The organism is Erysipelothrix larvae (assembly GCF_001545095.1).
GTDB classification, from domain to species: Bacteria; Bacillota_I; Bacilli_A; order Erysipelotrichales; family Erysipelotrichaceae; genus Erysipelothrix; species Erysipelothrix larvae.
Window position 1 is genome coordinate 1,735,725 of sequence record NZ_CP013213.1, and the last position, 12,186, is coordinate 1,747,910.

The following is a 12,186-nucleotide window of genomic DNA, read 5'->3' on the forward strand; positions in this document are numbered from 1 at the left end:
TACTTTACTTTATAGTACTTTATGTTTACGATAAAGGTACAAGGAGGCTCAAATATGAAATTAGGAATTATTGGTGCAACCGGTAAATTGGGGACGCTTTTAATGGATGAAGCATTGAAACGACATCTTGATGTAACTGCAATCATTCGTAACCCTAAAAAACTGATTCAAGCTGCACCTTATATTGAAAAGGATATACTCGCATTGACTCATGAAGATATTACACAATTTGATGTTGTTATATCTGCGTTTGGAGCACCTCAAAATGATCCAGCATTGTTTGATGATGTAACCGATCATCTTATTGATATATTTACCAATGCTTCAACCCGTCTTATTATTGTAGGCGGTGCATCCAGTCTTTATACTGATGAGACGTTGACGATTCAACTCATCGATACCCCACAAATTCCCGACTTTCTCAAAGTCTTTGCATCACCAATGGTAAATGCACTGGATAAGTATCGAAACAGTGACATCAATTGGACATTTTTTAGTCCTTCGCTTAAATTTGATGCAAAAGGACCATTCTCACATAATATTCGTCTGGGACAAGATGTTGTGTTAACCAATACACAGGGCAACAGTATCTTAACCTACCCGGATGCTGCACAGCTTCTCATCGATGAAGCACTTGAGAATAAGTATCATAAAAAGCGGTTCACTGCTGTGAGTAATCTCAATACATAAACAAACAGGTTCACGTGAACCTGTTTTCTTATGCTTCAATATCAAAGGTTGAAACGATGCTGGTATGGGAGAGGCGTTCATAGAAGAAATTATTGTGTTGGGTGCTGATTTCCCATAGGATATGAGCACCTAAGACACCAAGATACGAAAGACTCATTAGCACAATCGAAACATCCATGACGACATCAACAACTTCTTGAGAATTTACATAGATGATGAGTTGATTGAACGCTTCAGGTACGAGTAAGACAAATACCACAAACATAAGGGTTCTGATAAGGGCTTGATAACGCAAGTTTTCCTTATCTGAAGTAAACGTAATATTAGTAAGACGCATTCCAATGGTCGAGCCATTGAGTAGCATAATCATGCAGGATGCATAGACAAGATAACCTAGTGCAATCCATACATCTTGGTTTACATTGAAAACAACACTCAATGAGACACTCACGATGAATCGATCCACACTCAGTGCCACAAACCGTCTCAGTATGCTGACATGCGATGCACGGCTTTGCGCGGTATTAATCATGGTTTCTTTTGAGATAAAAAGCACTTTGAATAGAGGCGCAATGGCATATCCCATCATCCCACCCAACGTATTCAACATCAAATCATCCACATCAAACAATCGATATGGGCGGGGATAAATACCATAGAGTCCTGAAAGCTGGGTAAGTTCAAAAAATAAAGCACATAAGAAACTACACAGAACCGTCTTTTTATAGTCAAGGTTGAATAAATAACGCATAAAGATACCAAAGGGTACCGTTAAAAGTAGGTTGAAAATTGGCTGTGTAAAAACGCCTTGTTTGAGTGCAGGCCAATAGGTGCTTGGGTCAAGGATTCTTAGAACACTGTGTGTAAATAAATCAAAAAGCACACTAAATGGCATGAGTTGCATGGTTGGTCCTGTCATATTCGAAACATCTTCAACAGATGGTAAGGGTAAGATTACCATAAAATACGCACAGATTGCATAAAAAATGAATGCATATACCAAGAATGCACGGTTCCATACGATACTGCCATACTTATAATAATTAAATGCTAAGTATGGGATTGTAAGAACTAAAGCTGTGACTCCAAATATTAATATCCCAACATAAATATTGTGAATATAGCCCATAAATTCCCCTTTTTATTTTATTCTACCATAAGGTACGTGACGTAAAATACACCATTTTTTTCACATTTATAAAAAAACTGTCCAAAGACAGTCTTAAATCGTTGATTTGATGATTTTACCACCTAACTAATCATCACAGGTATACCCTGATTCCTTTAAGTTCTTCAGTGTTAAGTCTAACGCAATGTATTCATAGTCTTCTGAATCAAGATAACCAATATCTGCAAGGTAGGTAAAAGAAACCGTATTATAGTCAAAGTGTATCGTCTCAACAACAAATGCATCATCCATGGTATAGCTGTAATCCAATCCATCAATGCCATCATAAACCACAGCATCACGATAATTATATTCTTCTTGGATTTCTTCTTTTGTTAATTGACCACTTGCGACATCGGGTGCATAGTCACGAAGAATCACAATATCGTTGGTTTGAACTTTATTATCTACTGAGACAAAGGTTTCCTGATAGGTATCCCCAATCTCATCTGTATAGCTACAATTCACCGTTGTATCTAGGTTACTGGTAGCACTACATCCACTCAACAATCCAAATAGTATCCCCCCTATTATCACATGTTTTCGCATGAGGTTTTGTCTCCTTTGCTTATAAATAGTGTACCATTATTCATCCTACACCTGCATTCATATGCCTTAAATTAACCCACTTCACAAACTAATCATTACGATACAACGCGAGCTTTCGTATACGCTTGATACGATGTCTATGAGGTTTAGTTATTATGAATAATCGACTCATTATGCACATTGATTTTCATCATTACGATCTACAATTTATAGAGATGGTATCTATTGGTCGTAAAACCAAACCGAAGCTCAATCACGTGGGTATTTATGCTATTGGTGATCGTACCTTAGGTGATGAAAACATAGTTTGATCTGTGATATCGATATCCCTTTGGTCAACTGAACTTAATGGATTTACACAATAACACAAAACTTTGTTCCAAAACACAGGGTCATAATCTATCCAGCCTACAATCAAGACTTTGACTTAACTCAAAATTCTGAAAATCAAATTCTTATAATGCGTGAATCTGCTTACTCAATATGTAATTTATGAAACCTTACACCAAAAAGGTGAATTTTAAAGGAATCTATCTTGAAACTTGAGCTGATTTCTGACATAGTGTACTCATTAAGTTTAAGTCTAAATATAAGGAGGATGACAATGGAACAGCTTGTAAATCGTATTAAAACAGAAGCCATTATAAAAAATGAGAAAATATTGGATGTATCGGGTTTTTTCAACACCCGCATTGACCCACAGTTAATGCATGCACTCGGACATGACTTTCACGATCATTTTCAATCTCTTGAGTTTGATCTTTATGTTACTGTCGAAAGTTCAGGTATTGCACCGACACTGAGTGCAAGCATAGCATCACAAAAACCCATGGTAGTTATAAAGAAAGAAATGACATCAAAACAATCGGATGATATCGTTCAGATCCCCTGTTATTCCTATACAAAAGATCATACCTTTTATCTCACAGTACAGCGTCTCCACATCGCAGGAAAGCGGATTGTCTTGATTGATGATTTTCTTGCAGATGGCAATGTACTCGATGCAACAATCGCCCTCCTTCACCAAAGTGGTGCTCAGGTTTGTGGACTTGGAATATGCATTGCGAAAACCTTCCAAAAGGGATATGAAAAAGCACTGAATCTTCACATACCTTTAGTCCTTCAAGCAAAAGTTTTATCATTAAGTCCATTAGTAGTAGAATAAGTGAAAATGATGATTGAAATTTTTTTTAAAAGGAGTACTATTAGATGGTATAGAAAGAGGTTTGAAATCAGTGGAGAAACATACAGTCAATAAAAAAGCACTTGGAGGAATCTTAGTTGCTTTAGGGGTTGTTTATGGTGATATTGGAACATCACCACTTTACGTTATGAAAGCAATGCTTGAAGGAAACGGGGGCATCCAATATGTCGATGAAACATATATTTTAGGGGCAGTATCCTTAGTATTTTGGACTCTCACTTTATTAACAACAATCAAATATGTACTTATAGCATTAAAGGCAGATAACCACGGGGAGGGTGGGATATTTGCTTTATTTACATTAGTAAAAAAACGCATGCGTTGGCTGATTATCCCTGCAATGCTTGGGGGAGCAGCACTGCTTGCTGATGGTATTTTAACACCTGCCGTAACCGTTACAACTGCAATTGAAGGACTTCGAAGTGCCTTATCAACGCATGTGGGTCATACCATGTCTCAAAACACAATTATCATCATTGTAATTGTGATTATCAGTACGTTATTTGCTTTCCAACGATTTGGCACAGAAAAAGTAGGACGTGTCTTTGGACCTGTCATGTTTGTTTGGTTTACAACACTTGCCGTCTTTGGTATCTATAACTTATCCAAAGACTTTACAATTATTCGTGCGTTATCGCCAACATATGCATTACAAGTGTTATTCTCACCATCCAACAAAAGTGGTATCTTAATCTTGGGTATGGTCTTCCTCTCCACAACTGGAGCAGAAGCCCTTTATTCTGATATGGGACATGTTGGACGTAAAAACATATACTTCACATGGCCTTATGTCAAAGTATGTCTTGTCTTGAATTACTTAGGCCAAGCAGCATGGATTTTATCCGCATCAAAAATGCCAGCATATTATGAGATTGAAGCATTGAATCCATTTTATGAGATGGTACCACACAGCTTAGTCTTTGCGATGGTAATTCTCTCAACAACTGCAGCAATCATTGCATCACAATCTTTAATTACTGGATCATACACCTTAGTATCTGAAGCCATTAAGCTCAACATGCTACCACGTATGAACATTCAATATCCAACCGACAACAAAGGTCAAGTTTATATCCCTGCGGTAAATACCATGTTATGGATCAGTTGTGTTGCCTGTGTTCTTTACTTTAGAACATCTGCCCACATGGAAGCTGCGTACGGGTTATCCATCACAGTCACCATGTTAATGACAACCATCTTGCTTTACCAATACATGCGTCTTAAAAACCACAGTGTGCTTGTTTCGGGACTACTTATCGGATTTTTTGGATTGATTGAAACACTCTTCTTTATTTCAAGTCTCTCGAAATTCTTCCACGGTGGATTTGTTGCAGCATTTATGGCTTTAGCAATCTATGCAGTGATGTACATTTGGACACGTGGAAACCTAGTCATGAAAAAAGCAGCGCGAGCTGTGAAGATACCAGACTATATTGATCAAATTGACCTGTTAAGAAATGATAAGAGTTTACCTTTAGTCAATACAAACCTTGTTTACCTCACATCAAACAGTACAACTGATGAAGTAGACTATAAGATTATGTATTCACTATTAGACCGTAAACCAAAACGTGCGAAAGTTTATTGGTTTGTGAATATCGAAGTAACGGATAAACCATATGGTGCACAATACCATGTTGATACCTTTGATACTAATTATGTCTTTAAGGTTCACCTTTACTTAGGATTCAGAATGAAACAACACATCAATGTATACTTACGTGAAATTGTTCAAGAACTCATGGAACAAGGTACAATTGATACACAACCTCAAGAATACACGACTGTTAAGGGACGCGAAGTGGGTGACTTTGCCTTTATTCTACTTCGCGATGAATTATCCGTGGAATCGGGTCTCTCTAAGTTTGAACAATTTATCATGAGTACAAAAATCGCCATTAAACGAAGAACTGTACTTCCTGAGAAGTGGTTTGGCATTCAATACAGTGAAACAACAACAGAGATTGTGCCAATTGCGATTCGCAAACCCCAACACATCGAGATTACCCAAGTATAACAAAACAAGGTTGAGTCCTCTTAGAGGCTTCAACCTTTTCTTTTGTATCAAGTCTTATAAATGTATTCAAATTATGATGTCGGATTATCTGAAGCTCATAAAGAACATCACAGTTTCAATCATATTCAGTTGGTTATTTTGAAACTTCATATAGCTTACTTGTATCGTATAAACCGTATCCTTGCTGATGTTATTCAAGTCGATTTGAACATGATCACCATCAACCCATTCATAAGGTATTATAAGTTCTCTTTCACTATCAGAAATGATAATGTGTACAGAAACAGGCAGCTCAAATTGTTTATTCAAGTATAGAGTAACAACACCATCTGATTCTAATACATTAATTTTTGTGTCCAACTCTTTCTTTTGATTTATAAAATTTTCCATAAGTGTTGAGTCAACTTTTTCAGCAGTGATTGTGTTAGTGACTAAACTCGAATTATCAATCATTTTATGTGAGATGATTGGGTACAAATCATTTTGATACATCATATAGATGCCTTGATTGGCTTGTAGGGTTATAGTGTTCTCTTCCTGTTTGGTACTGGTACATCCTGTAAACATGCCGAGCAACACTAATGCTAGCACTAAAATACGCGCTTTGGACACAATATTATGTTTCTTCATGAATTCTCTCCTTTTCATTAATTTATTTGTACAGGAAACACCAAAGTAAATACAAGGGTAGCCTTTATGAAAAATAAATCTATGTAGATAATCCTGTGTTTTTAGTTATGATTTTAGGATGACTTATACGTGCAATGTTCTTATAAACTGTCTTTCACGAGTTATCGTGAGTGTTTTCACCACTCCTACCTTTGTCTCCTTCGATACAGTTCCATATTTGCCTAATATGTCCTCTACTTGATTTTACTTTATTATGGTTGGAACTTGCACACAATTCCCTCTACTTTTATTTCTGAAATGCTTCTACTTTTTTTAAATATTGGATTTAGGTTAATGGGATATTTTATCCAAGAAGCAACCGATTGCTTGTTATAAAACAATACCTACACGATCCAAAATGAGGAAAGTGTAGGTACTGTATTAAACTCGATCGACTATTTATTTATTTTTACAAACTTGCGTGAGTATGTTACTAAAGCCAGTCCTACAAGAGAAATTAATGCGTATGATAGGAACATACCAGAACTCAACCCTGTTTCTGGAAGTTTGGATCCCTCTTCACCTGGTTTCTCTGTGTCTGTTCCGCCTGGTTTCTCAGTATCTGCTCCACCTGGTTTCTCTGTATCTGTTCCGCCTGGTTTCTCTGTGTCTGTTCCACCTGGTTTCTCTGTGTCTGTTCCACCTGGTTTCTCTGTGTCTGTTCCACCTGGTTTCTCTGTGTCTGTTCCACCTGGTTTCTCTTTATCCGTTTCGCCTGGTTTCTCAGTATCTGGTTCTTCAGGAGTCTCAACATCCTTATTTTCTACGACAACTTTAATTGTTGTTTCGTAGCTTTCGTTTGACAATCTAGCAATTTGATTTTGAACGTTATTTCGCTCAACTACAACTTTTACGTCGTATGCACCACTTACTAAATGGTCCACTACTTCATCAAAGTTTGTTGTTACAGTAATATCATAATTGCTTTCAATATTAAGTCGTTCAATAAATTGTTGTTCAGTTAGTTTTTCACCATATTTGACCGTGATTTCTTTAACTGGGAACGTAACACTGAAATCACTATCTTCAGTTAAAGTTACCGGCTTAGTTTCCACATATGCACGATCCAATACAGTAACTGCATAGTTTTTACTCAAGTCTTGAGTTGATAAAGTGTATTCGTAATCCCCTTTACCTTCAAAATAAACTCTATCAACAATATTGTTTGGATTTGCTACTAATTCTTCAACACCTGTTTCATTCCCTGCATATACAACATAGAATCGAGCATTTGTATTGTTTGAATCAATCCATTTTAGTGTTGACCCTTCAAGCACAACAGAATCAACTGGCTTAGTATCATTATGCGATAATTTTTGATGTGATGGCGTCAATGAAGCAATTTTGAATGTATCACTCTTAAGAATTTCAATTGCTTTATTATTTGCTTCTTTTTGAGGGCTTGTTGTGTTTTCATCTACTAAAATATCATTGTAGCTATACATAATCGACCCTTTAATATTTTTGTAGTTTTGGTTAAACTTCACTTGATTGTTAAGCTCTTCAGGGTTCATCCAATCAGCATCCCAACCCCCGTTAGATGTATGTTTGTAAGCAGCGTGACCAACATAAATATTGACATTTGTTCCTTCTGCCACTGAATCCCACCAACGTGCTATTTCTCCATATGGAGCTGCTGCCGCTGCAAATGCCCAATATATTTGTGGTGCAACATAATCAAGCTTTTCATCCTTAATCCACTGATAGGTATCAGCATAGATTTGTTCTGAATAAGACTTACTCGAACCAGTTGGAGTATTTGAACCACGATCATCAATTGCTTTGTGTTCCCATATACCAAATGGGCTGATGCCAAATTGAATGGCCGTTTTATTTGTTTCGTTATGGTTATCAATGGCTTCCTTAACGGAATCAATTAAAAACGTAACATTATCTCTTCTCCAGCTATCAATATCTGTATAGCCTTCTCCATACTTATCATAAGTTGTAGCGTCTTCTCCATTTTTACCAAAATAGTCATCCCCGACTCTATATGGATAGAAGTAATCGTCAAAGTGAATTGCATCCGTATCATATTTTTCCATGAATTCAACAACAGTATCAACAACATGTTGTACAACTTCAGGTTCACCAGGATTTAAGAATAATTTACCTTTGAATTCTAAGACATACTCTGGATTTAATACCGCAAAATTATCATCTGCCAATAGACCAATTTCATTTAAGTATAGTGCTTTTTCTCCCGGAGTATAGTCACTTGAATTTTTTCCTGTAACAACTGCGAAATCACTATTTGTAACGCGGTATGGATTGAACCAAGCATGGAATTCCATTCCATTACGATGCGTTTCCTCTATCATCCAATACATTGGGTCATAAGATGCTTCAACACCTTGTTTCCCTGTGAAATACTCTGATGATGGATTAATATCCGATTGGTAAAAAGCTGCATCTAATGTTGGTCTAACTTGAAATATTAGCGCATTTAAGTTCATTTCTTTTGCAGTTTCAATACGTTCTTTGTATAACTCTTGAATATCTTCTTTATCAGAGCTGTCTGGTTTAAAATGCAAATTAAAGATCGTCGCGATCCATGTTGACTTAAATTGCTCCTTTTCTTGAGTGTAGACATTTGGAATACTAATTCTTTCATTTGACCCTGAATAAAACATTACAGGAACATTAGTATCATAACCATATGTTCCATCGCTGTATTTAACATATCGATACAAGTCTGTTGAATCCTCTGCTTTTATATGACCTGTTTGGCTTAAAACAATTCCTAGCCCACATAGCAAAGCCATTAATTTCTTCATATACCCTCCTCTTAGCATATCTCTATATGTAAAATGAAATGCGAGCCTAATTATTGTCTGTACAAATATTACTGAAAATACCTATAGTTTTACAAACTAAGCAAAAGATATATCTACGCTAATTCTAACCAAATCTTGTAAGTAGCAAATTCATAAAATATAAACTCATAAATTATTAAACCGTTTTTAGAGTGTATGCTTCGTGTAATTGAAAACTCATCTCTTGATAACAATCTGAAATTATACTAGCTTACTTTTATCAATCTTGAATTTATAACAAAGGATAAATTCAAAGCAAACAATGCGATTACACCGATTCTGATGATTAGGATTACCGATTAGACTATCAGTAGTCATTAAATTCTCCATTCAAATTAAATTGCGAGAATTATAAAACAAATTGTACTCAATAATTATCCAGTTTGAAAATTCAACCTTGACTCTTCCCAACGATTTTTACCCTCCATCACAACATAAGCTAAGACTGCCCCACCAATCTTCAAAATAGTAACAACTCACTTATCAAAGACCAATTGCAGATAAATAATTGATTAAATCAGTAAAGATGTGTTCTGCAATCGTTTACATAAAGAATATACCATGACTGAAATAATGTGTCAATATGATTTATTAATATATGAAACTATATTTCTTTATGTTGATTTTAAAATTCTTTATCAAAATTTATCTAAGATTAATCAAACCCTATTAAGCATGATTTCTTGGATTGATGTCATCAATGATTGACCCTTGATTAATGTCTATTGATGATCGTTTTGACTTATAATCTCGACTTTACAAATCACGCCGGATGACTCACATCTTCATAAATAAAAAACTTCTCACACAGTAGATGTAATGAGAAGTTAAACTTAAGTCATGAAAAAGTTAAGTGCTATTTGAAGATACTTTTATACTTGAACAATTGATACTTTTGCATACTCAAAATGACTGAAGAATCAAGATGAGACATACAAAGATCATTGGATAGAGAACGATGTTAAATGAATACACCTTCAAAAACCCACACATAAGTTATTAATGCAGTGAGTGCAAACAGTAATATAAAGATCGTCCAAAATGATAGGTCCATTTTCTTACCTTTTTGCATTACCAACGTTGTATAGGGAACGATGAATGCAAACGGTATTGCAGTTACAATCACTTTTAACCAGTTGTACCCAATACCCATAGCATCCAGTAATAATGGAATCACTAAAGATCCAATCAAAGATACGCCCAGCACAATGAATGCTGTTTTGATTGTAAAATAGGGTAGTTTTTCGTTTTGTCTTAACATATTGTTTCCTCCAAATAGATTGAGGCTTGCTAAATAGCAAGCCGTTTACTAACTTTTTTAATACCTAAATTATTCGCCAGTTTCTTGTTTTACTAGACTGCGGTCATACATCTTAAAGAATGGGAAGTAAATCATTACTGATAGAACAATCAGAACGATGTTGAGTACAGCAGTTCTCCAATCTCCAGCTGATGCCAAGTATACACCGATAGGTCCAGGAAGTGTCCAAGGTGATATAATTGTTAAACGATCCACTAAGCGCATCGATGTCGCGACCCATGCAATCGTAGCATTGATCATCGGTGCTAAAATAAACGGAATAATAAGTGTTGGGTTTAATACAATTGGTGTACCAAAAATCAATGGTTCATTGATGTTGAATAATGCTGGTACAAATGCAGTTTTACCAAGTGATTTAGCATACGATGATTTCGCAAAGAATGCCATACAAATTGCGAGACCGATTGTAGCTCCTGAACCACCAATCCAGATAAACCATTGGAAGAATGGTTCAACAGCGATTGCTGGAAGTGCAGTACCTGCAGTACCTGCAGCTGCAGCAGCAACGTTTTTGTCAAGTAACACGTTCCAAATTGGACGCGCCGCAGAACCAACAACTGAAACACCATGAATACCAAATGCCCAGAAGAATGTAATTAAGAATACTTGTAGCAATACGCTTGGAAGTGAATCTGAAGCTTTAATTAATGGTGCTACTAGATTTCCAATAAATGCATGCCAGTTAAATCCAAGATAATAAGTAACAGTTCCCATCAGTACAACGATTACTGCAGCAGGTGTTAATGCTTCAAATGATCGTGCAACAGAAGGTGGCACTTCTTTAGGCATTGTAATCTTGAAATTTGAATTAAGAATGAGTCGTGCTATTTCAACAGCTAAGATTGCTGTAACAATACCCACAAACATTCCGCCTCCACCAAGGTTCGCAACAGGAAGAACAAATCCAGAAACCCCTGCTTCTAGATCAGCAGCTACATTAATTGGTGTAAATGTTAACAAGAATGCAGCTTCAGCTAAGATACCGCCAGTTAATGCATCCATTTCATAGGATTGAGCTAAACTATATCCAATACCAAATACTGAGTACAATGTCATTAACGCCATTGTCATACGGTAAGGAAGCACGATTTGTGCTGCATTATCCTTTAGAAATTGTGTGATACCCCATGATAATGGTAACGGTGGGTTGGCAACAATCATGAAGAAAGAACCAACAATAATTAATGGTAATGTCGCAACAATACCATCACGTACTGCACGCAAGTGTTTTTGTGCAGCTAATTTATTCATAGGACCCGCAAGATGTTGATCCATGAATTGTATTAAGAAATCCATAAGTATATCCCCTTTTCTGTCTTAACACCGTAAATATACCACATTATTATTTTATAGTCAAAATATTATTTCATATTTTTAACAAAATTTATGATTAAATGTTTCGGAATAAATAATTACCTAAACCAAGAAAAAAAACGCTTACATTTCTGCGTTTTCTCTTGACATTTAAGGGGTTTCACAGTTCTTTTTTTTTCTCCAATCATCAACTATACTAATGATTGCATTACATCCATGAGTTTTGATGGTCTAACAGCTTCATAAGTTATCAATCATTTTTAATAACCTGTTTTCTTTTAAATTCACATGTTATGAATATTCTATTATGAAACACCTGTTATCTTCCACTTTTTATACATCCAAACGGATTTTCAAGGTATTTTTGTGATGTTGCTATAGATGTTTGAGAACCTTGATCATAATGAAATTATTCGATTAAATTGAATTATGATTTAA

10 protein-coding genes are annotated in these 12,186 nt (G+C 35.8%); 4 read left to right on the forward strand and 6 right to left on the reverse strand.

All coding sequences use genetic code 11. From position 1 onward, the window contains the following. Positions 1 to 54: 54 nt before the first annotated feature. On the forward strand, positions 55 to 690 hold the full coding sequence (locus AOC36_RS08045) for an NAD(P)-dependent oxidoreductase (protein WP_067633182.1): 636 nt from the start codon (positions 55 to 57) through the stop codon (positions 688 to 690). A gap of 28 nt (positions 691 to 718) precedes the next feature. On the opposite strand, the gene AOC36_RS08050 is transcribed toward AOC36_RS08045, so the two are convergent. Both AOC36_RS08050 and AOC36_RS08055 read right to left on the reverse strand, forming a co-directional pair. Beyond that, positions 719 to 1,819, reverse strand: coding sequence for a VanZ family protein (locus tag AOC36_RS08050; RefSeq protein ID WP_067633184.1), 1,101 nt, complete (start codon positions 1,817 to 1,819; stop codon positions 719 to 721). Positions 1,820 to 1,945: 126 nt separating this feature from the next. Then, positions 1,946 to 2,407, reverse strand: coding sequence for a DUF1307 domain-containing protein (locus AOC36_RS08055; protein ID WP_067633186.1), 462 nt, complete (start codon positions 2,405 to 2,407; stop codon positions 1,946 to 1,948). A 155-nt stretch (positions 2,408 to 2,562) separates the two neighbouring features. On the opposite strand from AOC36_RS08055, the gene AOC36_RS12220 reads away from it, so the two are divergent. From AOC36_RS12220 to AOC36_RS08065, 3 genes are all read left to right on the forward strand, one after another. Then, positions 2,563 to 2,718 carry a hypothetical protein gene (locus AOC36_RS12220; RefSeq protein WP_157777168.1) on the forward strand — a complete coding sequence of 52 codons (156 nt, stop codon included), beginning with the start codon at positions 2,563 to 2,565 and terminating at the stop codon, positions 2,716 to 2,718. Positions 2,719 to 3,011: 293 nt separating this feature from the next. After that, positions 3,012 to 3,572 (forward strand): type I phosphoribosyltransferase, encoded by a 561-nt coding sequence (locus tag AOC36_RS08060; protein ID WP_067633188.1) that lies wholly within the window; start codon positions 3,012 to 3,014, stop codon positions 3,570 to 3,572. A 70-nt stretch (positions 3,573 to 3,642) separates the two neighbouring features. Continuing rightward, the gene (locus AOC36_RS08065) at positions 3,643 to 5,628 is read left to right on the forward strand and encodes a KUP/HAK/KT family potassium transporter (RefSeq protein WP_067633190.1); all 1,986 of its coding nucleotides are present in this window, start codon (positions 3,643 to 3,645) and stop codon (positions 5,626 to 5,628) included. Positions 5,629 to 5,712: 84 nt separating this feature from the next. Here the strand turns inward: AOC36_RS08065 and AOC36_RS08070 are convergent, their stop codons facing one another. The 4 genes from AOC36_RS08070 to AOC36_RS08085 all read right to left on the reverse strand — a co-directional run bounded on the left by AOC36_RS08070 (position 5,713) and on the right by AOC36_RS08085 (position 11,730). Beyond that, positions 5,713 to 6,258, reverse strand: a complete 546-nt coding sequence (locus AOC36_RS08070; protein WP_067633192.1) for a hypothetical protein — start codon at positions 6,256 to 6,258, stop codon at positions 5,713 to 5,715. 434 nt (positions 6,259 to 6,692) lie between these two features. Next, positions 6,693 to 9,074 carry a family 10 glycosylhydrolase gene (locus AOC36_RS08075; RefSeq protein WP_067633194.1) on the reverse strand — a complete coding sequence of 794 codons (2,382 nt, stop codon included), beginning with the start codon at positions 9,072 to 9,074 and terminating at the stop codon, positions 6,693 to 6,695. A gap of 1,000 nt (positions 9,075 to 10,074) precedes the next feature. Then, positions 10,075 to 10,374 carry a hypothetical protein gene (locus tag AOC36_RS08080; protein WP_067633196.1) on the reverse strand — a complete coding sequence of 100 codons (300 nt, stop codon included), beginning with the start codon at positions 10,372 to 10,374 and terminating at the stop codon, positions 10,075 to 10,077. 69 nt (positions 10,375 to 10,443) lie between these two features. Next, entirely contained in the window at positions 10,444 to 11,730 is a 1,287-nt protein-coding gene (locus AOC36_RS08085; RefSeq protein ID WP_067633198.1) for a PTS sugar transporter subunit IIC, read from the reverse strand. Positions 11,731 to 12,186 lie beyond the last annotated feature (456 nt).

Excerpts from the sequence above, each read along its gene's own strand:
- AOC36_RS08045 (WP_067633182.1), top strand. The coding sequence starts at position 55 with ATGAAATTAGGAATTATTGGTGCAACCGGTAAATTGGGGACGCTTTTA.
- AOC36_RS08050 (WP_067633184.1), bottom strand. The coding sequence starts at position 1,819 with ATGGGCTATATTCACAATATTTATGTTGGGATATTAATATTTGGAGTC.
- AOC36_RS08055 (WP_067633186.1), bottom strand. The coding sequence starts at position 2,407 with ATGCGAAAACATGTGATAATAGGGGGGATACTATTTGGATTGTTGAGT.
- AOC36_RS12220 (WP_157777168.1), top strand. The coding sequence starts at position 2,563 with ATGAATAATCGACTCATTATGCACATTGATTTTCATCATTACGATCTA.
- AOC36_RS08060 (WP_067633188.1), top strand. The coding sequence starts at position 3,012 with ATGGAACAGCTTGTAAATCGTATTAAAACAGAAGCCATTATAAAAAAT.
- AOC36_RS08070 (WP_067633192.1), bottom strand. The coding sequence starts at position 6,258 with ATGAAGAAACATAATATTGTGTCCAAAGCGCGTATTTTAGTGCTAGCA.
- AOC36_RS08075 (WP_067633194.1), bottom strand. The coding sequence starts at position 9,074 with ATGAAGAAATTAATGGCTTTGCTATGTGGGCTAGGAATTGTTTTAAGC.
- AOC36_RS08080 (WP_067633196.1), bottom strand. The coding sequence starts at position 10,374 with ATGTTAAGACAAAACGAAAAACTACCCTATTTTACAATCAAAACAGCA.
- AOC36_RS08085 (WP_067633198.1), bottom strand. The coding sequence starts at position 11,730 with ATGGATTTCTTAATACAATTCATGGATCAACATCTTGCGGGTCCTATG.